19 protein-coding genes and 1 riboswitch are annotated in these 23,530 nt (G+C 39.1%); of the genes, 3 read left to right on the top strand and 16 right to left on the bottom strand.

Annotation, left to right across the window (positions count from 1 at the left end; translation table 11 throughout):
* Positions 1-12: 12 nt before the first annotated feature.
* The 8 genes from PO903_RS12230 to PO903_RS12195 all read right to left on the bottom strand — a co-directional run bounded on the left by PO903_RS12230 (position 13) and on the right by PO903_RS12195 (position 9,637).
* Positions 13-702, bottom strand: coding sequence for a response regulator transcription factor (locus PO903_RS12230; protein ID WP_069326905.1), 690 nt, complete (start codon positions 700-702; stop codon positions 13-15).
* A 204-nt stretch (positions 703-906) separates the two neighbouring features.
* The gene (locus PO903_RS12225; protein WP_273593548.1) at positions 907-2,583 is read right to left on the bottom strand and encodes a S1C family serine protease; all 1,677 of its coding nucleotides are present in this window, start codon (positions 2,581-2,583) and stop codon (positions 907-909) included.
* Between the two features lie 185 nt (positions 2,584-2,768).
* A complete protein-coding gene (locus tag PO903_RS12220) occupies positions 2,769-3,428 on the bottom strand; it encodes a response regulator (RefSeq protein WP_069326903.1) in 660 nt (219 codons plus the stop codon).
* Positions 3,397-4,467, bottom strand: a complete 1,071-nt coding sequence (locus PO903_RS12215; protein WP_069326902.1) for a sensor histidine kinase — start codon at positions 4,465-4,467, stop codon at positions 3,397-3,399. Before PO903_RS12215 ends, PO903_RS12220 begins: the two co-directional genes overlap by 32 nt.
* Before the next feature lie 3 nt (positions 4,468-4,470).
* Positions 4,471-5,550: a cell wall-active antibiotics response protein LiaF gene (gene liaF, locus PO903_RS12210; RefSeq protein WP_273593547.1), complete on the bottom strand. Its 1,080-nt coding sequence runs from the start codon at positions 5,548-5,550 to the stop codon at positions 4,471-4,473.
* A gap of 188 nt (positions 5,551-5,738) precedes the next feature.
* Entirely contained in the window at positions 5,739-7,679 is a 1,941-nt protein-coding gene (thrS, locus tag PO903_RS12205) for a threonine--tRNA ligase (RefSeq protein ID WP_273593546.1), read from the bottom strand.
* Between the two features lie 434 nt (positions 7,680-8,113).
* Complete coding sequence (gene yfcE, locus PO903_RS12200; protein WP_273593545.1) at positions 8,114-8,659, bottom strand: phosphodiesterase; 546 nt, start codon at positions 8,657-8,659, stop codon at positions 8,114-8,116.
* A gap of 93 nt (positions 8,660-8,752) precedes the next feature.
* A complete protein-coding gene (locus PO903_RS12195; protein ID WP_273593544.1) occupies positions 8,753-9,637 on the bottom strand; it encodes a LysR family transcriptional regulator in 885 nt (294 codons plus the stop codon).
* 117 nt (positions 9,638-9,754) lie between these two features.
* Between PO903_RS12195 and PO903_RS12190 the strand changes: the two genes are divergently transcribed.
* Together PO903_RS12190 and PO903_RS12185 are read left to right on the top strand one after the other, a co-directional pair.
* The gene (locus PO903_RS12190) at positions 9,755-10,096 is read left to right on the top strand and encodes an antibiotic biosynthesis monooxygenase family protein (protein WP_273593543.1); all 342 of its coding nucleotides are present in this window, start codon (positions 9,755-9,757) and stop codon (positions 10,094-10,096) included.
* 265 nt (positions 10,097-10,361) lie between these two features.
* Positions 10,362-11,333: an NAD(P)H-dependent flavin oxidoreductase gene (locus PO903_RS12185; protein ID WP_273593542.1), complete on the top strand. Its 972-nt coding sequence runs from the start codon at positions 10,362-10,364 to the stop codon at positions 11,331-11,333.
* 109 nt (positions 11,334-11,442) lie between these two features.
* Here the strand turns inward: PO903_RS12185 and mqnC are convergent, their stop codons facing one another.
* From mqnC to metA, 4 genes are all read right to left on the bottom strand, one after another.
* Positions 11,443-12,579 (bottom strand): cyclic dehypoxanthinyl futalosine synthase, encoded by a 1,137-nt coding sequence (gene mqnC / locus PO903_RS12180; protein WP_273593541.1) that lies wholly within the window; start codon positions 12,577-12,579, stop codon positions 11,443-11,445.
* 502 nt (positions 12,580-13,081) lie between these two features.
* A complete protein-coding gene (locus PO903_RS12175; protein WP_069326894.1) occupies positions 13,082-14,248 on the bottom strand; it encodes a trans-sulfuration enzyme family protein in 1,167 nt (388 codons plus the stop codon).
* 6 nt (positions 14,249-14,254) lie between these two features.
* Complete coding sequence (locus tag PO903_RS12170) at positions 14,255-15,445, bottom strand: aminotransferase class I/II-fold pyridoxal phosphate-dependent enzyme (protein WP_069326893.1); 1,191 nt, start codon at positions 15,443-15,445, stop codon at positions 14,255-14,257.
* 48 nt (positions 15,446-15,493) lie between these two features.
* On the bottom strand, positions 15,494-16,435 hold the full coding sequence (gene metA / locus PO903_RS12165) for a homoserine O-acetyltransferase MetA (protein WP_273593540.1): 942 nt from the start codon (positions 16,433-16,435) through the stop codon (positions 15,494-15,496).
* A 136-nt stretch (positions 16,436-16,571) separates the two neighbouring features.
* Positions 16,572-16,707, bottom strand: a riboswitch (SAM riboswitch).
* A 466-nt stretch (positions 16,708-17,173) separates the two neighbouring features.
* Between metA and corA the strand changes: the two genes are divergently transcribed.
* Positions 17,174-18,109, top strand: coding sequence for a magnesium/cobalt transporter CorA (gene corA, locus PO903_RS12160; RefSeq protein WP_069326891.1), 936 nt, complete (start codon positions 17,174-17,176; stop codon positions 18,107-18,109).
* Positions 18,110-18,348: 239 nt separating this feature from the next.
* Here the strand turns inward: corA and PO903_RS12155 are convergent, their stop codons facing one another.
* The 4 genes from PO903_RS12155 to PO903_RS12140 form a co-directional block, all read right to left on the bottom strand.
* Positions 18,349-21,132, bottom strand: coding sequence for an HAD-IA family hydrolase (locus PO903_RS12155; RefSeq protein ID WP_069326890.1), 2,784 nt, complete (start codon positions 21,130-21,132; stop codon positions 18,349-18,351).
* A 180-nt stretch (positions 21,133-21,312) separates the two neighbouring features.
* Positions 21,313-21,777 carry a disulfide oxidoreductase gene (locus PO903_RS12150; protein WP_273593539.1) on the bottom strand — a complete coding sequence of 155 codons (465 nt, stop codon included), beginning with the start codon at positions 21,775-21,777 and terminating at the stop codon, positions 21,313-21,315.
* Between the two features lie 4 nt (positions 21,778-21,781).
* Entirely contained in the window at positions 21,782-22,525 is a 744-nt protein-coding gene (locus PO903_RS12145; RefSeq protein WP_069326888.1) for a DsbA family protein, read from the bottom strand.
* The gene (locus PO903_RS12140; protein ID WP_069326887.1) at positions 22,515-23,417 is read right to left on the bottom strand and encodes an ROK family protein; all 903 of its coding nucleotides are present in this window, start codon (positions 23,415-23,417) and stop codon (positions 22,515-22,517) included. Before PO903_RS12140 ends, PO903_RS12145 begins: the two co-directional genes overlap by 11 nt.
* Between the last annotated feature and the right edge of the window lie 113 nt (positions 23,418-23,530).

Genomic DNA, 23,530 nt, shown 5'->3' with positions numbered 1-23,530 from the left:
CTCCCTCATTCTCTAGCTGTTATTTCGTAAAATATAGCCGGCACCACGAATCGTCTGAATCAGACGTATGCCACCATGCTCTTCTGTTTTCTGACGAAGCATAGCAATATAAACTTCAAGCACGTTTGATTCTCCGCTATAGTCATAACCCCAAATTTTATCCATAATCAAATCTCTGGACAGCACACGTTTTGGATTTTGCATAAATAAATGAAGTAATTCAAATTCTTTAGCCGTTAATTCTAGACGTTTTCCATCTCGAGTCACTTCACGAGCATCTGGATCAATCGTTAAATCTTCAAAAGCAAGGCGTGTGCTCGTAGAAGCTTCTGATTCAGGTTTGCGTCGTAACAATGCTCTTACCCGTGCTAACATTTCTTCTAATGCAAATGGTTTAACCAAATAATCGTCTGCGCCAGCATCTAGCCCTTTGACACGATTTTCTACTTCGTCTTTCGCTGTCAACATCAAAATAGGCACAGAACTGCCTGCTTCTCGTACACGACGACATACTTCGAATCCATCGACTTGTGGCATCATGACATCCAATACCATCAAAGCCGGATCATTTTCTAACATTTGTTTTAAACCTTCTGCTCCATTAGAAGCGGTCAACACTTCATATCCTTCAAAAGCTAATCCGCGACGTAACATAGAAATAATTTTTTCATCGTCATCAATAATTAAAATAGTTGCTCTCATCGGTCTTACCCCTTTACTATGTCTTTTTGATCTAACATGATTATCGTTATTTCTTCTATTGTAACAATGAATACTTATTTGTCGATACAGTCATAAGAAAGGCGGAAAGGTATGCCCTTTCCGCCTTTCTGTATAACATATGATCTTTTGGAATCCATCATAGTTTAAGATGAAGTTAATACCTATTTACAAAGTCATACCTGATTATTGACCTGTACCGCCGCCACCTGCACCAGGAGAAGTCGTATCAAAGTCATTACGATTACCGATCGTTACTTTAAGATCCATCGTTTTACCATTACGAATAACGTTTAGGGTTGCAGAATCGCCCACTTTTAGTTTTTGGATAGCTGCTACTAAGTCCTGACTATTCGTATATTTAGTTCCATTGATTCCTGTAATTACATCATATGAACGAAGATCCGCTTGATAAGCAGGAGATCTGTACAATACTTCAGTTACTACAGAACCTTCAGTCGTATCAATACCCAACTGTTTGGATACTTCAGATGTTAATGACATCAGAGAAGCACCGATAAATGGAACTGGAGTGGTAGGGATTTTTTCACCTTTTTTCAATTGATCCACTACATTTAAGATCACATTAGAAGGGATAGCAAATCCAATACCTTGAGCATCTTCACTTACTGCTGTATTCATACCAATTACTTGTCCATTCATATTCAGAAGCGGACCACCCGAGTTACCAGGGTTAATCGAAGCATCGGTTTGTAACAAATGAGTATAATCTGTAGATTGTCCATTCGAAGCATCAGATGCTGTAATTGTACGTTCTTTCGCACTAAGTACACCTGCTGTTACAGTATGGTCAAATCCTTGAGGGTTACCAATCGCAACTAACCAGCTTCCGACAGATACGTTGTCAGAGTTACCTAGCGTTACAGAAGGGAATGTTTCTCCAGATTTTGGTTCGATTTTGAGTACAGCAAGGTCAAGATCTGTACTTTTACCCATCAATTTAGCTTCATATGGTGTTTTGTTGTTTTCAAGCGTAACTTGAATCACGTCAGCTTCTCCAACCACATGAGCATTAGTTAGGATATATCCAGATTTATCGAAAATAAAGCCAGATCCAATACCTAGCGGAGTTAGAGAACCTGATGAACCGCCAGATCCACCACTACCTTCTCCACCGTTGCTACCGCCTTCACTTCCTCCTCCGCCTTGATCACCGAAGAAGAAACGATAGGCTGGATCATTATAAGGATTGGTTCCGCCGCTATTGGAGCCTGCTTTGGATAAAGTCTCGATTTTGACAACAGCTGGACTTGCGCTTTTCGCTACTTCAGCTACATCTGCTGATCCCGCAGGCAATGCTGCTTGAGTCACCGAATTATCGGTTGTCACTGCTGAAACAGGAGCAACATTAGTTGTCGTTGTTGATTCCGATTCTGGAGTGAACAAATTAGCACGATCTGCTCCAAACATACCTGCTGTCATAATCAACATACCTGCTAATATAGAAGCAACTACTGTTTTGGCAGAAGTCTTAGGTTTGTTATATTGAAATTGATTAGGCTTGCGATTGCCATTATTATCATCTGAATGATTGCCATTCAAATAATCAATATGGTCTGTACGTGGTGGTTGAGCCGAGTTCGGTGGATAAACTGGACGAACAGGTTGCGGTGGAGTCATTTCCACTTTGCGTGCTTCCTGTACAGGTTCTTGACGAACATCTTCAGCGTCCTTATCTTTATTCAACGATTGAAAAGGACCATACGAATAATAATGTGATGATTGTTCAGATGAAGCATTATTTGTTTCATTTGAGTCATTGGTATTGCCGTTTGCTGTATCATTGTTTTGGCCATCAGGATTGAAGCCATTATTCAAATCATTTTTGTTCTTTTCGTCCATTGAAGTCAACCTCCCAAGGTTCCCATGATATTAAAATAACCGGATGTGTTATTTGCTACATCCTTATATTCGCTTATTAACCTTAATCTCACCTTAAAAACAATTAAAAAGAAAATAAATCCTAGATGAGTAAGTTAATATATCATGATCACAGGGAATTGGCTTCATATTGTATGTGTGTGAACTTAATGCTGACTAACCCAACCTTTACGATGAGCATAGATAGCCAGTTGTGTACGATCGTCTAATTCGCATTTCATCAATAGATTACTGACATGCGTTTTGACGGTTTTGATACTTATATGTAATTCTTCAGCGATTTCTTTATTACTCATTCCTTCAGCAATCAACATTAACACTTCACGTTCACGAACAGTCAATTGAGAAGCTTCATTTTGTACAGTGCTGCGTTGACGGATTCCTCTAGTGAGGGCTTGAGAAATATCACCGGTCATCACAGGCATACCACGGCTTGCTCCTTGTAGCGCATAGATCAACTCTTCTGCCGATACAGTTTTCAAAATATAACTAACTGCACCTGCTTCAATCGCTTCTACAACTAACTCATCTTCTAAAAAGCTAGTTAAGATCACAATCTTCATCTGTGGATAATTCTGCAATACCAATCTGGTGGCTTCTACTCCATTCATAACAGGCATCATCATATCCATCAAAATCAGATCAGGCATCTCGCTAACTGTACTTTTTTCCAGCAGATCAAGTACCTCTCTACCATTAGCCGCCTCTGCAATAATATGAAATTGATCTTCTAACATCAGATATGTTTTGAGACCCATCCGTACCATATCATGATCATCCGCTAATAGAATTTTTATTTTCTCCATTATGATTCTCCTCTTCTTCATGGATATCAAATTTGGGAATATGGATACGTATTGTCGTACCTGCCCCTGGTCGACTGATCACTTCAGCTTGCCCGCCTAATTTCTCAGCCCGTTCTGACATAATCGTTAATCCATAAGAACCTTGCTTATGCATAGAACTGTTGAACCCTTTGCCATCATCACTAATATGTAGAGCAACATGATGACGATCTTCTTGTAACGATAGACTAACAATCGTAGCATCTGCATGTTTGATAATATTAGCAAGCGCTTCCTGTACAATAAGAAAAAGCTGACGTTCTTTTGCTTCCGTCAGTTGCCCTGTTAATTCAATATCTTGTATTCCTTTAAGCCCATTATGGCGACAATAATCGGGAAACCAGAATTCTAAGGCTTCTGCTAATGAGCGCCCTTCAAGTTCTAGCGGTCGAAGCTGTGTAATCAGTGCTCTCATCTGCTTCTGAGCAAGCTGTGACATTTGAATAACCTGATCCATTACAAGCTTGGCTTGTTGTTCGTTCTTTTCTAACATTTTTGGTAAAGATGAAGCTGACATATGAATCGCAAATAATTGCTGACTCACCGAATCATGTAGATCACGAGCCATGCGTCGTCTTTCTTCCAATACGGCTCGCTCGGTTTCGATCGCCCGTTCCATCACTTCTTTTTCACCTAGTTGTTGCAAAATACGCATTTTCCGTTCTACCGTACTCATCATTGTATTGAATTGTTCATGCACTCGATTAAAGGATTCATCTTCTGTAGGGTCCATCCGTACACTGAAATTTCCTTTGCCGACTTGAGCCATTTTCAAATGTACATAATCAATTCGACGCTGAACGCGTTGCCCGGCTACATAACCTGCTGCCATACAAATCAAAATAATCCCTGCAATATAATAATACCAGACGTAGGGCACACTAAGTACAATGTACCCTTGTCTGATGGCTAGAAAAATAATAATAACGGTCAGCAATCCACCTGTTGTAAAAAAGCCGATTAATTCCCATTTGATATTTTTAAACCACTTTGTCCTCATCCATTAACCCACCCGACTAATCTGAATATCACCGATAAAAGCATTAACGACAAGTTCTATTTGTTTGCCTGCTTCTTCATATTCTATCGTTGCACCATCCATATGACTCATCATACCTTCACGCTCACGTCCAAGAATATTCATATCGCCAATAAACGAATTGCCTTGTGCTTTGATGCCTACTTCGATTCCACTTGGAATGTAGACTTTAACATCACCAATAAAAGCAGAAATTTCGATACGAGTCACGCCATAAGCTATTTGTGCTTTGGTTAAGTCTAACATGGTATCGCCAATAAAATGAGAAATATTCATCGGTTTAAGTTCAAAATAATCTTTACCAATATGCACATCACCGATAAATCCTGACTTGTTCTCTACCGAAGGATCAGAGCCATGATCGTAATCATAACCGCATTTTCTACGATGATGTTTTTTCCATTCATGACGATGCTGTTTCCATTGTTCACGGTGTGCATCTTTATTTTTTCGACAAGAACGCATATCTTCTTTATTTAAATTTACTTTTGTCTGAAAAGGTTGTTGTGGCATCTCATAAGAAGAACGCTGTGATGGAGATTGAAAAGGGACATGTTCTACAAATTCTTTATGATCTGTTGTAGGAACTTTTTTGCCTTTACGTTCCATTTCTTGTTCAAACCAGTCATCTAAAGGAGACGCAGGCGGTGGTGGCGGTGGCACATCATATAGCTCATCAGGTGACGGCTGTTTAGACGATTTCTTCTTCGGTTGATGTCGATTAAAGATCAAATACAATCCGCCTAATACCAGAATCATAGGCATCATCATTTTGACCGCATCTATTAACGAGTAATCAATCCAACCGATATTTCTGCTTAAAAAGTAAATGCCTAAGACGGTCATAATCCAGCCGCCGATATCACGTTTACATTTGAATAATAATTCATTTAATCCTATTTCTAATAAGATCAACGGCCATAGTAATGAAATCACATCGCCGATGCCCCAATCGATAAAATTCATTCGATTTAACATAAATACGACGCCAATTCCGATTAAGCCTATACCCCAGAATGTTTTGCGGAATAAATGTCTATTCATTATCATTCCTCGCTTTCTCTACTTCTATATATGTAGTGTACTCATAATTGGAATAGAACAATAGTGGCATCAGAATGAACTTCATCTCCGTCTATAGGCGGAGAAAAACCCTAACTAGTGAATAATCACTGAATTAGGGCTAGTGTAACAGGTTATGAATGATAACAGAATAGCAATTGATAATTTATTTAAAAAATAGTACGATCTGCGATTTGATCACGTAACATCTTGATTGTTTCTTCTACGGACATCATACCGATATCGCCTTCGCCACGTTTACGAACAGAGACGGAATCAGCATTCATTTCGTTCTCGCCGACAACGAACATGTACGGTATTTTTTCAAGTTGTGCTTCACGAATCTTGTAACCTAATTTCTCGTTACGTAGATCGGATTCTACAGTTACGCCACTACGACGAAGATTCTCTTCCACTTTGCGTGCATATTCTTCAAATGCACCGGATACTGGAATCACTTTAGCTTGTACAGGAGCCAACCATAATGGCAATGCACCGACAAAGTTTTCTAACAAGAAGGCTGTGAAACGCTCCATTGTACCCAAAATACCACGGTGAATAACAACTGGACGATGTTTTAATCCATCTTCTCCGATATATTCAAGTTCAAAACGCTCTGGCAACAAGAAGTCTAATTGTACAGTCGACAATGTTTCTTCTTTACCCAATGCTGTACGAATCTGTACATCTAATTTGGGACCATAAAATGCAGCTTCGCCTTCTGCTTCATAGAAAGGCATATCTAGACCTTCTACAACTTCACGTAACATACGTTGCGAATTTTCCCACATTTCATCGTTAGGGAAATATTTCTCTGTATCCGCAGGATCACGATAAGATAGACGGAAACGGTAATCAGTAATACCAAAGTCTTTGTATACTTCCATAATCAATTCAATCACACGTGCAAATTCTTGCTTGATCTGATCAGGACGAACAAATAAGTGAGCATCATTTAGTGTCATCGCACGTACACGATGTAGACCTGTTAATGCGCCTGACATTTCATAACGATGTTGCATACCCAATTCAGCAATACGAATCGGTAGATCACGGTAACTACGCAGATCACTCTTATACACCATCATATGATGCGGACAGTTCATCGGACGAAGAACCAATTCTTCATTATCCAATACCATTTTCGGGAACATATCTTCTTGATAATGCTCCCAGTGACCGGAAGTTTTGTACAATTCTACGTTACCCAGTACTGGTGTGTACACATGGCTGTAACCCAATTTTTCTTCCAAATCAACGATATAACGCTCTAGTGTACGACGCAATTTCGCTCCATTAGGCAACCAGATCGGTAGACCTTGACCTACAAGCGGAGAAAATGTAAATACTTGCAGTTCTTTACCCAATTTGCGGTGATCCCGTTTTTTGGCTTCTTCTAAGAAATGAAGATGTTGTTCTAGTTCTGGCTTTTTGTTAAATGCTGTTCCGTAGATCCGTTGTAACATTTTGTTTTTGCTATCTCCACGCCAGTAAGCACCTGCTACACTTAGCAATTTAAATACTTTTAATTTAGAAGTCGATGGTACGTGTGGTCCACGACATAGATCGAAGAATTCACCTTGATCATAAATCGTAATTACACTGTCTTCTGGCAATGCTTCGATCAATTCAATTTTGTACGGATCTTCAAGCTCACGGAAAATGTTAAGTGCTTCTTCACGACTGACTTCACGACGTGTAATCGGAAGATTTTCAGAAACGATACGTTCCATTTCTTTTTCGATTTTTTGTAGATCTTCTGGATTCAAAGGATGTTCCAAGTCCATATCATAATAGAACCCATCTTCAATCACAGGACCAATGCCTAATTTCACTTCATTTTGCCCAAATAAACGCTTCACCGCTTGTGCCAATAAATGCGCTGTACTGTGACGAATCACTTCTACGCCTTCTGCGCTATCTGGAGTCACGATCTCTACTAATGCTTTGTCATGTAACGGTGTATTTAAGTCAACAACGATACCGTCCAATTTACCTGCCACTGCACTTTTGAATAAACTTTTACTGATGGAATTGGCTACATCGCCAATAGTACTACCTGCCTCATACTCACGAACAGAACCGTCCGGTAAGCTAATTTGAATCGCCATGTTATTTCCTCCTTGAAAGTATAGATCTATTGATCAATCTGCATGCACATGTATTAACTGTCTTTATTCGTAATATTTACAATTAAAAACAGCAAAAAGCACCCATCCCGCAAGGGACGAGTGCTGTGTATATGTACCCGTGGTTCCACCCTGATTCGATCTGCTATCAGAATAATTTTCTTGATACAGACCCTTCATTCGACATCTGATAACGGAGATGATCCGATAAAATATAATACCGAACTGAATCATAGATTCGGATTCAACTTTATAGCTCTAAAGGGGTAAGATTATAGCTGTCACAGGAAGGAATTACAGCATACTACTTTCCTTCTCTCTGTACAGGACGATCACTATAACTCATATCTTTATCGATGCTTTTTGAATTTAGATCATACATTGCTTCATCATTATAAAAGTGTATCGGTCAAGCGTCAAGAGAATGAGATTGATTTGATCATATTGTCCTCAAAGTCTTTGACTGTAAATGTACCATGCTCAAGAATAGCATATGAATTAGGGTAGTCTTCTTTGGGCAAAGCAACCGAACCTGGATTGAGCACATAAATATGATTTTGCAGATCTGCTACAGGCACATGAGTATGCCCTTGAATAAATACATCCCCTGGTTGTAACAAAGGTAGATTATCAATACTATATCCATGACCATGGGTCACATAGATCCGCATTCCTTCATGATACAACATGATATAGTCTGCCATCATCGGAAATTCAAGCAATATCTGATCCACTTCAGAATCACAATTCCCTCTGACACCGATAATTTTATTTTTATATAAATTCAATGTATTGGCAACTTCAGATGGATTATACTCTTCTGGCAATGGATTACGAGGGCCGTGATACATATAATCACCTAAAAAAATCAATTGATCTGGTTGTTCAACCTCAGCTTTTTCGAGTACGCGTCTTAACCAGTGTAACGATCCATGTATATCAGAAATAAACATTAATTTCATAACTTTAAGAGCTCCTTCACTGATGTTCTATTATATAGCTACTTCAAAACGTGCTTATATATTATAACACTAATTGCATGCCAACCCTATTATCTACCTAATAGCTTTGATCTGGAGCGCTGATTGAATACATTCGCTAAACTTCTGAGCCGCCGGAGACAAATTGCTAAAAGAAGTTGCCGCTATACCGATTATTCGATAATGCTCTCCTGCTAGTGGTCTTAGACATAAGTCATGCGTATACATCGAATCCAACATCATTTTCGGTAAAATGCTAACACCCAGACCATGCTTGACCATCGCCGTAATGGCATGATCATCTTCTAGACGGTATTTGATAGAAGGTTGTAAATGAGCTTGTTTCCAAATCGTCTGCACATCTGTATCGCATCCTGCAATCGGCATAATAAAAGGCTCTTGTACAAGTTGCTCAAGTTCAATATGATCATACGCTTCTAAAGGATGATAAGCAGATAACACGCATAACATCTGATCTTGATACAACGTTATCGATTGAAGCGTTGAAGCAACAGGCAAATGGACAAATCCCAAATCAGCCTGTCCATCTATAATCCAATTCTCGATCTCATCATAGTTACCATCCAATAATTGAATATCAATAGCAGGATATTGTTCTTGAAACTGTTGCATGATCTGAGGCAACCATTGGATAGATACACTTGAAAAGGTACCAAGAGTCACTGTGCCTGTCTCTAATCCTTTGATCGCATCGACTTCTACTAATAACTGATCATTAACTTGCAAAAGTTCTTTGATCTTTTTTAATATTCGTTCTCCACTATCCGTCAAACGAATTCCTGACCGATTACGGATCAACAACGTTAATCCCAGTTCAATTTCTAAGCTTGAGATGGCATGACTTACCGCAGACTGAGTAAGATTAAGCGTCTGCGCTGTTTTCGTTAAACTACCCAATGCTACAACAGTATTAAAAATCTGATATTTATGAAGATTCATGATTTGATCACCTTATACTTGAATTTTTTTCATACTTATTATTATAAACATTCATTATATTTATGTTAATACGCTATGTATAATCAATACAAGATCATGAGCGAAGGAGATTTGGATATGAGTGCATTATTAAGCAATGTGGAGTTACCTTATTATGCTGTGATTTTTACCAGTCAACGTACTATAGGAGATCAAGGATATGGACAAATGGCTGATCAAATGGAGTTGTTAGGTCAAGATCAAGCTGGATTCTTAGGAATTGAAAGCTATCGTGAATCTTCAGGTGCAGGTGTGACTATTTCTTATTGGAAAACGCTAGAAGATATTCGTCAGTGGAAAAGTAACCCTGTTCATCAAATCGCTCAAGATCGAGGAAAAGCAAAATGGTATCAATCGTACTCGGTCAAAGTATGTAAAGTAGAACGTGCATATGATTTTGAACATGAAGATATAGAGTAGATTTTAAAGTCTATCTACCATACATCGTTGTTTCTTTTTAATATATGAAAGTTCTCTAAACATCCTGTATTTCTATTTTTCTCAAAACATCTCGCTAACAATCTAAAAGTACAAAAATATGTACTATGTTCATTAAAATTGCCTTCTTCTCAAACAAAACATTCAAATATATGATGATTTTACAGCTTCTTATTAGTCTACATACGACTAAATCATTAATAGGCTAACTATTATAGTGAATCACTTGAGTGGAAGGATGAATAAAATGAGCAATCGTGTAGCCCATATTCTTGGAATTGAGAAACCTATTATACAAGGACCGATGAGCTGGATTACAAATGCTGAATTTGTAGCTGCTGTAAGTAATGCAGGCGGGTTGGGGATTCTTGGTCCTAATGCAGGTCAGACAACGATAACCACTTCTCCAAAAGAAACGGCAGAACGGATGCGCCGTGAGATTCGTAAAACCAAAGAACTAACCGATAAGCCATTTGGTTCCACAATTATTGTAGATGGAGATTTGAAGTACACCTGGCCTATTTTGGAAATTATTATTGAAGAAGATGTAAAAGTCGTTCTTCTCAATGGTGTTGAAGGAACATTATCTGAAAAGATTCTAAATCCATTAAAAGAAGCCAACATTAAAATTGTTTACCGCCCTTTAACCCCAACTTTTGAAGATGCCAAATCTGCTCAAGCTATGGGTGTAGATGTCTATGTAGTGACAGGATTTGATGAAGGTGGTACTTTACCAACCAGTGTTATTGGTACATTTGCTATGACTCCTATGATTGTCGATGTGCTGGATATTCCGGTGGTATCTGCGGGTGGAATTGGTGATGCTCGTGGCGTAGCCAGTGCTTTTGCTTTAGGTGCGGAAGGTGTCTTTTTGGGAAGTCGCTTTATTCCTACGATTGAAAATCCGGCAGCACAATCTGTAAAGCAAAAGATCGTCGATTCATCTGCATCTGATTTATTACTTTACCGTACTTTGCCAGCATATTATCGTTCATTATCTACCCCACTTGTTGAGAAATTAGTCGAAATGGACAAGCAAGGCGCATCTCGAGAAGAAATTGCCAGTGCTTCTGGTGGTTCGAGTGCTATACGTATAGGGATGCTTGATGGTATTGGTGAAGGTGGTATTATTACCTTGGGGACTGGGATTACACCAATCAAGCAAATCCAAACGGTGCAAGAAGTGGTTGATGAATTAGCAGTAGGTATTCCACAATAATATAACTTCAGTATTACAATAATATCTTTTATATAGTTAAATGAAATACAAAAAAAGCTCAGCGATCCCTTTAAAAGGATCGTTGAGCTTTTTTATTTATATCTGTTGATTAGTTCTGCATAATAAAGTCATGAGCGACTTTTTGACTTTCATCATTAAACACTTTAAGGATATTGTACTTCGTATCACGTTGAGCAGGAATTTTGCCAGCTTCACGAATAATCTGCAATGTTTGCTCAATATTCACTTTATGCGTGGTACCCGCCGCAGAGACTACATTTTCTTCCATCATCGTACTACCGAAGTCATCACATCCATAATGAAGTGACATTTTACCCACTTCAGGTCCCATCGTTACCCATGAGGATTGGAAATGCTTGATATTATCAAGCACAATACGACTAATCGCTACATTTTTAAGATATTGTTCTGGAGTTTGCTTTTCAGCTTTCATATTGGTGTTATCCGGTTGGAATGTCCACGAAATAAAAGCAAGGAAGCCTTCAGAATCATAACCATTACGGATACATTCATCTTGTGCTTCACGTACACGTAATAAATGAAGTGCACGTTCTTCCATCGATTCTCCGAATCCAATAACCATCGTAGCTGTTGTGTTCATCCCAATTTTGTGAGCGGTCTGCATAACGTCCATCCAATCACGCCATGAACCTTTCAAACGGCTGATTTTACGACGAGTACGATCATCTAGAATTTCTCCACCGCCACCTGGCAATGAATCAAGTCCAGCTTCATGAATTGCACGTACAGTCTCTTCGAGCGACATGCCTGAGATTTCTTTCATTTTCATAATCTCAGCAGGTGAGAAAGAGTGCATCGTAATGTTAGGGAAGTTCTTTTTAATCTTTTTCAATAGATCGATATAGTATTCAAAAGGAAGATTTGGATTCACTCCACCTTGCATCAAAATTTCAGTTCCGTTCACATCTTCGGTTTCCTGAATTTTCTGCAAAATCACTTCATCCGATAATACATAACCCTCTTTCGAATTCGGGCTACGATAGAAAGCACAGAAACGACAAAAAACGTCGCAGACATTCGTATAGTTAACATTACGCCCAATTACAAAGGTTGTAATCGGATCTGGATTTTTGCGTAACATTAATTGATTGGCTACATGACCCATTTTCTCGATCTCATCGGACTCATATAGCATAATAGTTTCTTCTAAATCTAAGCGTTCGCCCCGTTCGGCTTTTTCCAAGATACGGTTTACCGCGCTCATATTGCAGCCTCCCTTATCCTATTCAGACATCTTACTGGTGTCTGAAGGTGAATTTGAGCATTGTCCTATATATAACCCATTTAGGCACAAAATGCATATCTAAAAATTGAAATAATGACAACACATTTATCGTACCATATTTCACAAATGAAAAATAGTCGTGTCGTGTGACAGGAAGGTGATATTTTTTAAGAATAATTATACATATGATATACAATAAATGCTGATTAAATAAAGGGATTTAGCGATTTTAGAGTTTGAAAATAATTTATTTTCATTTTAGAGTATGATATAGTATGACTATATACAACATTATATTTTGAATTAGATGCTTGTCGATTTTTAGATGTATGCTATAAAAAAAGCAGGAAAGATGTTAGCGCATCTTTCCTGCTTGGCAACAGTCTGCTTTAAGAGCAGTCGGCAGTTCAGGTAGATCTAATTTGTTGAAATAGACCGGTTCCTTGCTACAGGCGGTCTATTTCTTTTTGGTTTGTATTTGTTACTCTTGCAAAGCTTGCTCCAGATCAGCAATCAGATCGTCAATATCTTCCAAGCCTACAGAGAAGCGCAGTAGCCCATCCGTTATTCCACGTTCTTTGCGTACTCCTTCACCCATAGCAGCATGAGACATTGTTGCTGGATACGATAAAATACTTTCAACAGCTCCTAAACTCACAGCGACTAAAGGGATCTGAACGTTATCAAGTACTTTTTTGGCACGCTCGCCTGAACCTACATCAAAAGAAAGCACAGAACCTGCTCCTGAAGATTGAGAAGCATGAATAGTTGCTCCTGGATGACTTTCTAATCCCGGATAATAGACAGCTTCAATATCATCACGCTCATTCAACCATTGTGCTAGCTTGGCTGTACTTTTTTCAGAATGATTCATTCTTGCGGCAAGTGTCTTCATGCCACGAATCAATAACCAACAATCTTGAGGGCCAAGTACTGTTCCCAGTCCATTTTGTAAATGCTTCAGTTGAGCTCCAATCTCAGGTGTGCGGGCAACCGCAAGTCCTGCAAGCACATCACTATGTCCACCCAAGAATTTGGTAGCACTATGCAGAACAATATCGACACCCATTTCAATCGGACGCTGATAATAAGGGGTCATAAACGTATTATCTACCATGGTCAGCAAATGATGTTCTTTCGCCCAAGCCGTTACAGCACCGATATCTGTAATTTTCAATGTAGGGTTCGAAGGAGTCTCCATATAGACCGCTCTTGTATTCGGACGAAGTGCATGTTTCACTTGATCCAGATCGGTCATATCTACAAAGCTAATCTCAATATTCATTCGATTCAATACTGTAGTCAAAAAGCGATACGTTCCACCATATACATCTTCAGTCACAATCACATGATCACCAGCAGATAGAATCAGAAATGCAGTCGAGATCGCTGCCATTCCTGAAGCAAAAGCATATCCTTTGGCTCCTCCTTCTAGCAAAGCAATATAATCTTCCAATGCTTGACGAGTTGGGTTACCTGAACGACTATAATCATGAAGTGGCGGATTAGAGATATCTTCTTGGTGGAAAGTAGACGCCTGATAGATCGGTACACTCGATGCGCCTGTTGCTTTATCAAAAGCAGCCCCAAAATGAATTAGTTTAGTATCGATTTTGCGAGAAGATGAATGATCTGAAGAATAAGCCATACTCGATCACACTCCTTCTACTTCAATACGTGCAACTTCCAGCGCTTGATCTAGATCGGCGATCAGATCGTCAATATGCTCAATCCCTACAGAAAAGCGTAAAAGACGATCATCAACACCTATCGCTTCGCGAATCTCTGTTGGAATATCAGCATGTGTTTGTACTGTTGGATATGTCATTAACGATTCGACTCCGCCTAAACTTTCAGCAAAAGCAATCAATTGAATACTGCGCAAAATCGGTTCAATATAACGTGCATCTTTCACTTTAAACGAAAAGATACCTGTATTTCCGCTAGATTGGCGGTTCTGGACATCATAGCCCGGATGATCTGGTAATGCTGGATAAAACACTTCGGCAATTTGTGGATGATCTACTAAATGCTTAGCCATTGCTGTTGCATTGTATTCATGACGCTCCATCCGCAATGCTAATGTTTTCATTCCACGCATTAATTGATACGAATCGGTTGGGGACAACACAGCTCCGATTGAGTTGTGTAGAAAAGCCATTTCAGCAGATAACTCTTCCCCTTTGGTCATAATCAATCCTGCTAATACATCGTTATGTCCACCTAGATATTTGGTAGCACTATGAATCACAATATCTGCTCCCAGTTCAATCGGACGCTGGAAAAAAGGAGTCAACAGCGTGTTATCAACGATCGTCAGCAATTGATGACTTTTCGCCCATGTAGCAACGGCTTGAATATCAGTTACCATCATTAAAGGATTGGTTGGCGTCTCGATAAATACAGCTTTGGTATTGGGCTGAACTATTTTTTCTAATGCTTCTAGATCATTGGTATCTACATAAGAAGCAGTTACTCCAAATTTGGATAAAATACGTTCCAAAAGACGATATGTGCCGCCATACAGATCAAGCGATACGACCAGATGATCTCCCTGACCGAACAGCGCAAAGATCGTTTGCAAAGCAGCCATACCGGAACTACAGGCAAATCCTGCATCTGCTGATTCTAATGCTGCTGCGGCTTGTTCAAGTACAGCGCGAGTTGGATTGGTTGTACGAATATAATCAAAGCCTGTACTTTTACCAAGAGCGGGATGACGGAATGCGGTCGATTGATAAATAGGAAAATTAATCGCTCCGGTTGTCGGTTCATTGATAGAACCGATCTGTGCCAATCTGCTTTCAATGTTAAGAGTTCGTTCGCTTGAATGATGATCCGTCATACTATAATTCCTCCTCTGGAATAACAATCGATTGGGTTTATCACAAATTTAGATACAGTAATTACCAGCTTCAGCTTTAGCACTTTCCAAATCATACGGTGTTTCTTGGTATACATAATAATTCAGCCAGTTGGAAAATAATAAGTTCGCATGTGCACGCCATGTGGATGGTGGTGTACGCGATGGATCATTATTTGGAAAATAATTTTTCGGTGGTGCGACATCCATTCCTTTGGCGATATCACGTTCATATTCCCATTTCAGTGACAATGAATCATATTCCGAATGCCCTGTCACAAAAATTTGACTGCCGTCTTTAGTTGCCGCTAGATATACGCCAGCTTCTTCTGATTCTGATAAGATTTCTAATTCAGGAATCTTGGCAATATCTCCATGACGTACTTCGGTATGACGAGAATGAGGCGCAAAGTATAACTCATCAAATCCTCGTAGTAATTTTACATTTTCTTTATTTAAAGTGTGTGGAAATACACCAAAACATTTTTCTTCCAAATCTACTTTAGGTACGCCGAAATGATGATAAAGACCTGCTTGTGAAGCCCAACAGATATGCATGGTTGAAGTGACGTTCTTTTTACTCCAATCAAAAATATCTTGAATCTCTTCCCAATAATTCACATCTTCAAAATCCATCGTTTCTACAGGAGCACCCGTCACGACCAGACCATCAAAACGAAGATGTTTGACTTCTTCAAACGTTTTATAAAATAAGTTCAAATATTCAGTAGATGTATTCTTCGATGTATGCGATTGCGCATGTAATAAATAAATATCGATTTGAAGCGGACTATTTCCTAGCAAGCGCAATAATTGGGTTTCGGTTGTTTCTTTCGTAGGCATTAGATTTAAAATAGCAATCCGTAATGGACGAATATCCTGTTGAAAAGCTTGACTGTCGTCCATGACGAAAATATTTTCACCTGTTAATACTTCTTTGGCGGGTAAGCTATCCGGAATCTTAATTGGCATCTTCATTCACTCCTTGGATGTGTGTATTTCTTATCATTCAGGAGAAAGCTTCATTATGCGTATATACAAAAATGACCTTTCTCCTGATACTTGAGAAAGGTCATTTGCGATATTGTCGCGTATATAATAGACGCCTCTCTCATCTGTCAGCAGATATTAAGTCTAAAATAATGCTCTCAAACTTATATCTCTGCAAGAATTAGCACCGTGCGGTCATACCGCCGGTTGCCGGGTTTCATCGGGCTAGTCCCTCCACCTGCTCTTGATAAGATTTGCTTATTCAATTTGTAATTACATTAATTCAATACTTTTCTTATACCATAATTTATACTATTCTACCGTCTGTCGTCAAGTGCTGTCAAAAATGTCTTGTTTTGAACCGATAAATAGGTTGTTGGTAACTGTATTGGTTGATTTCCAAGCAGGATTCTTATTTAAGCTTGAAAGGCTTCCATGACCACGGTATACTTAACAAGTATTTGACGTTTTTTCATAGTTTTCATAAATATATAGATAACAAAGAGGTGAATTTCAAAATGGAAGGCGACCCGAGGCCCAGTTGGCAGCAGGACGGATGGACAAATTGCAGGAAACAAACGACAACCATAGGGCACTTGAGTAACGCGCCATTATTGAAAAATCTTCTCCGTTTTTCATAAATTATAGCGAAGCTTTGTAAATAAGTGTGCGGTTGCCGCTTCTTTCCCTGCTCATTTCATAATAAAGGGGTAGAACACAATGAAAGTTCGGCACGTCAATGCTGGAGCATTCACTCCAGTAGAAAATATTACCGACACACTGATTGCACCTGAAGAAGGATTTTATTGGATCGATGCAGATTTGGAAGATTTGATTGAATTACAACCGCTCTTTATGCTCCATGATCTGGCTGTAGAAGATTGTCTAAGTGAAGAAGAACAACGCCCGAAGATCGAGATTTATGAAAGTCATTACTTTATTGTCGTGAACAGTATTCGTTTTGATAACGAAGAGATTTTTTTGCGCGCCTTGAATATTTTTCTAGGACGGCATTATATTATTACAGTCACCAAGCAGAAAATTAATGAGTTACGTGTACTCAAACCTATTTTATGGGAAGAAGAAGTGAGTCGCGCCGATAAATTTATGTATTTATTAGTCGATCTGGTGGTTGATAATTACTTCGCTGTTGGTGATCGGATTGAAGATCAGATCGAACTGTTGGAAGAAAATATATTGATGCATACCAAAAAGTCGCATTTGAATGAAATTATTGGTCTACGTGGAGAAATTCTATGGCTCAAGCGTGTATTGGGACCACAGCGTGAAGTAATCAATACATTGAACAAAAAAGACTTACGCTTAATTGACGATCAATTGCAAAAATATTTCAGTGACGTATACGAAAATGCTGTCAAAGTCTCTGAGATGTTCGATACGTTCCGCGATCTGATGGGTAACTTACGAGAAGCTTATCAGTCCAGTATTTCGAATCGAGCGAATGAAATTATGCGTGTCTTTACAGCTATTACAACGATATTTATGCCATTGACTGTGATTACCGGTATTTATGGGATGAACTTTGAAGATATGCCTGAATTACATTGGCGCTTCGGTTATCCGCTCGTTATCGGGATTATGATCACGTTAGGTCTAACGATGTTTTTCACCTTCCGCAAAAAAGATTGGATCTGAAAAGATTAAAGCTGCCCTTATTCATCGTCATGTGATGAAAAAGGACAGCTTTTTTTGATTGTACTGGGTCGCGCTTATGGTGCCAAGCGCGGGTTGTAAGATATTTTGCTGGCGCAAAAATCACTTTCTCATTTTATGGGTCGCGCTTATGGTGCCAAGCGCTGGTTGTAAGATATTTTGCTGGCGCAAAAATCATTTTTTGATTGTACTTGGTCGCGCTTATGGTGCCAAGCGCGGGACTAAGGAAGTTGCATCCAGCGGATCATTGTTTCTAGGTTAAGTCCGTCCAGTCCTGGCACTGTGAAGTGTGCGCTATCGATTCGAGATTGGGAACTCACAGCGATAGTTTTCATTCCTATTTGGCGAGCAGATTGGATAGATTCAGTAGAATCTTCAATCACCATCGTATGGTACGGATGAATATTAACAGCATTTGCCGCTTTGATAAAAATCTCAGGATCAGGCTTACCATAAGCTACATCATTTGCTGTAATGATTCTGTTAAAGTGTTGGCGAATTCCTAGCTGTTCTACTACTTCTTCTGCATCATGACGATCGGATGCAAGCACAACAGCGATATTATGATCAGCAAAATGTTGTAGTAAGTCTTCGACTCCCGGTAACAACTCTGCTTTTTGCTCGGCATCTGCTTCTTCATCAATGACAGAAGTAACCACACCTTCTAATCCGAATACAATCGCACACAGATCACGATTGTTTGCTTCAAGCGGTTGGGTCATCGCAATAATATATTCTTGACCGTAATGTTCTATTGTCAATGGTTCTCCACGTACAATACTATATGTTGTTTTATTGCCTTCGACATTTACATTGACAAGGCGATCCTGAAATTGAACACGGAATGAATATTCTGTCCAACTTGGAGGTAATTTCGGTTCAAAATGCAAACGACCATCATACTGACGCATCCCTGCGAATCCGCCGATAATTGTCAGCCAGCTACCTGCCATCGAAGCCGCATGAATACCGTCTTTGACATTTCCATGAATATCATCCAGATCCATACGTGCTGATTCGATAAAGAAGTTATATGCATGATCCATATTACCAAGTTCGGCTGCAATAATCGCATGGATCGCCGCAGACAATGAAGAATCATGTGTGGTCAAAGGCTCATAATAGGCATAGTTTTTTACTTTTTCCAATTTAGTAAATTTCTCGCCAAGCAAATAGAATGCAAGAATAAGATCGGCTTGCTTAATCACTTGCTGACGATAGATCACTAATGGATGATAATGTAGCAACAACGGATAATTTTCAGCAGGTGTATTATCAAAGTCCCATACGCCTTTATCAAGGAAAGAATCATCTTGACCGATCAATCCATTTTGACGATGGATATAAATTTCATCTGCTGCACGAGACCAATCTGCTAACTCTTCTTCTGTTAATCCCATAAGACTGTGCATCGCTAGATAAGAATCTGGTGTTAATTCTTCCCATTGTTTTAGTTCATGTACAGTGAATTCCAGTGCATCTTTGACCATAATGTTGGTATACGTGTTGTTATTCACAATCGCCGTATATTCATCAGGGCCTGTCACTCCATTAATACAGAATCCTTTGCCTGTAATCCAATTCCCAACAGATAAGAAAAATCTTGAAATCTCGATCAACATCTCTAACCCTTTGGTCTGCAAAAAGTCTTGATCGCCTGTCGCTTCAACATACTGAATAATCGCATGAGCTACATCGGCATTGATATGGAATTGAGCTGTTCCCCCCGGATAATAAGCCGAAGCTTCTTCTCCATTAATTGTACGCCACGGGAACAATGCGCCTTCTGCTGCCATTTCAACTGCACGTTCTCTTGCTTTGGGCAATGTATAATAGCGATATTCTAACAGACGTAAAGCTAACTCAGGCTTGGTATATAAGAAGAATGGTAACATATACGTTTCCGTATCCCAGAAGTAATGTCCTTCATACCCTTCTCCCGTGATCCCTTTAGCACTGATATTGGTTTTGCCATCCCGACCTACAGATTGGAATAATTGATATGCATTGTATCGTAATCCCTGTTGTAACAGTTCATCGCCTTCTACATTCACATCTGCAATTTCCCAGAATTCATCCAAATATTCTTTTTGTTTTATCGTTAAAGCGTCCCAGCCTTTGGCTTTGACTTCTTTTAATGTAGATTGAGCCAAAATCAGCAAGTGATCGACTTCGTAATCTTTAGACGAATAATAAACGATCGATTTATCGAGTGTAACCGATTGTCCTTCGTCCACTTGCATGGTAAATGCTTTCGCTATACGCTCATCTTCTTGGATCGTAGATAACGTATATTCGTAATCTAACGTATGCTCTGCGCCACACAATAAATGAAACTCAGTTTCTGTCGTACGTTGCTCTAGAGCCATAAACGTATTTTCTTCATACGACTGAACCGTATGTAATACTTGCCCTCCAAAAGCCGATCCTGCTCGCGGATCATCTGCTGATATTTCATTGGTTACTTTACCATTCAATGCAGATACCAGTTTAATTTCACCTGTAAAATTAACAGGCTTCACCGTATAACGAACCATCGCTACATGTTTATTATCAAAAGAAATTAAACGCTGAGTATTCACTTCTACTTGCTTCCCTGTACCACTTTCCCATACAACATGACGGGATAATATCCCTTTTTGCATATCCAAAATGCGTTCGTATTCAATCACACGTCCACTCAATAAATTAAATTGTTCCCCATCAATAAACAATTCAATAATTTTGCTATCCGTGACATTGAGCATCGTCTGACGTTTGCGTGCATAACCAAAAGCTTCTTCTCCATACGTAATATCTGCTGAATCATAAAATCCATTCAAATACGTACCATTCAGTGCATTAATACCTGCACCTTCCAGTCCTTCTTCAAAATGACCACGCATCCCTAGATACCCGTTAGCGACTGTAAAAATAGTTTCTCCTCTACGGTTGTGAGCAGGGTCAAAAGAAGATTCACGTATCGACCACGGCTCAACTTCATATATTGAATTTCCTTCTCTCATGAGACATTCCTCCACTTTTTTCTAGTTATTGAACAGTATTCTCTTACTATAGTTAACCTTTAAACGTACTGATTACATCAAATCCATCAAAATTGATTAAAATCATGTTTATAAAAAAAGCCTTCTTTTCAACAATAGATGCTAAAAAGAAGACTTTGTACTGCTTTCAAAATGTAATGATTATTCGATTTCTTCATCTTCATAAACGATAGCGTCTGCTGCACGACTACCTCTCCACAGCAATAACGCAATCAAAATAAAAGCGATCAGTGCCATAAAAGGAATCGTAATAAAACCAAACCACTCAAAATAAGGCTTATTACAAGGAACCCCTGTTGTACATGGTAAAATTCGACTTAATGCTGGAATATGTTGCTCTGCATAATGGTAAATCGCTACACAAGCACCCAGAATAATGAGTGGCATTGAATATCTGACAATACGACGATCATTATGATATGCTGCAATTCCAAGTAAAATTACCTGTGGGTACATAAAAATACGCTGATACCAGCATAATTTACAAGGCTCCAGTAACATCACATCACTCAAATACAGACTTCCACCAGTGGCTACAATAGCTACTATCCATGCTAGAAATAAATAGTACCGTGCTAAAAAAGATGGAGGCGTTTCTGTATTCATAGGATTAGCCCTCCGATCCAGCTTCAGTTTTGGCTTTCTCGATAGCTGCTTTGAGTGCTGTATAATCTCCCAAATCACCTGTATATTCTACTCCGTTGATATAGATTGATGGTGTACCCGGCAGATTTAACTCTTTTCCTTTATCATATTGAGCTTGTATCTCTTTAGCATACGTTTTGTTCTCAATATCTTGACGAAGCTTAGTGGTATCAATAGAGGCATCTGCTTTTTTAGCTAAATTCACAAGGAAATCGGTAGTTGCCCATTCTGTGTTTTCATCTCCTTGATTGGTATAAACCGCATCAAAGAATTTCCAGAATGCATCATTATTTTGATGATAAACAGACTCTACAGCTAATGCAGCTGTGGTTGAATCCGGTCCCAAAAATGGGAAGTTCATAAAGTACATAGCTGCTGTTCCATTAGCGATAAAATCTTTTTGAATTTGCGGAACAATGATTTCGTTAAATTGCTTACAAATTGGACATTTGAAATCGCCAAATTCTACAATTTTGACAGGAGCTGTTTTTTCACCTTTCACCGGAAGCTGACTGTAATCAAAAGTAGTCGCTTCCGCTGTTTTGTTATTCGGTATAAAAACAATCAATAACACAATGACTGCTATAACAGCTACTGTTCCAATAATCAGATTACGCATTAACTTCTTTTGGCGTAACGCTTCTTTTTGTTTGTATTCTTGCTGTTGCTGTCTTTTGATTGCCGGATTTACTTTTTTCTTATTCGCCATGGGTTGCACCCGTTTCTCCTGATAATGCTAGATCAGCCAACGCAAGAGCTCCACACAATCCAGCGTTGTCTCCCAATTGTGGAGGAACAATAAACTGATCAATCTGTTCATTCAAGCTAGGATGTTGTACATAACCTGCTAATAGTTTTTGTAATTTTTCACGAATGAGTGGGAATAATTGATCTTGCTTCATCACGCCGCCACCCATTACAATTTTTTGCGGGGATAAGATCAATACATAGTTCATCAAGGCTTGCGCAAGGTAGTAAGCTTCCATTTCCCATGCAGGATGATCCGTTGTTAATTCAGAACCTTTAACATTCCAACGTCTTTCAATCGCAGGGCCAGCAGCTACACCTTCTAAGCAATCGCCATGATAAGGGCAGAAGCCTTCAAAATGATCGTCTGGATGACGACGAACTAGAATATGTCCCATTTCTGGATGCGATAGACCATGTAGCATTTTACCATCGACTACAGCGCCTGCACCAATACCTGTTCCTACAGTGATATAGATACAGCTATCTAACCCTTGCGCTGCACCCCATTTATGTTCTCCTAATGCCGCTCCGTTCACATCGGTGTCAAAGCCGATTGGTACATCAAAATGTTCTTTCATATGTCCAACAATATTGTATTGTCCCCAGTGTGGCTTCGGTGTAGTCGTTATGTATCCATACGTCGGGCTTCCTTTGATCGGATCAATCGGTCCAAAAGAACCGATACCAATCGCTTCGACTCCTTTGCCTTCAAAAAAGGAAATTACATTTTTCATCGTAATCTCAGGTGTCTCGGTTGGGAAACTGACTCTTTCTAGAATCTCCCCATTTTCTGTACCGATTCCACATACAAATTTAGTACCGCCTGCTTCAATAGCCCCTAATTTTTTCATAAATGACATATCTCCTTTGAGTTATCCGATAAGGATAGATTAGTATTCAAATAGATTAGTACAGAAATGCTCTATGTGGATCATATATGATATTGAAGTCGAGCTTATGTCGA

Source organism: Paenibacillus sp. PK4536 (assembly GCF_028594455.2).
Classification (GTDB): Bacteria; Bacillota; Bacilli; order Paenibacillales; family Paenibacillaceae; genus Saccharibacillus; species Saccharibacillus nuruki.
The sequence above is the reverse complement of the archived record's forward strand: the minus strand, read 5'-3'. Positions and strand labels throughout refer to the sequence as shown.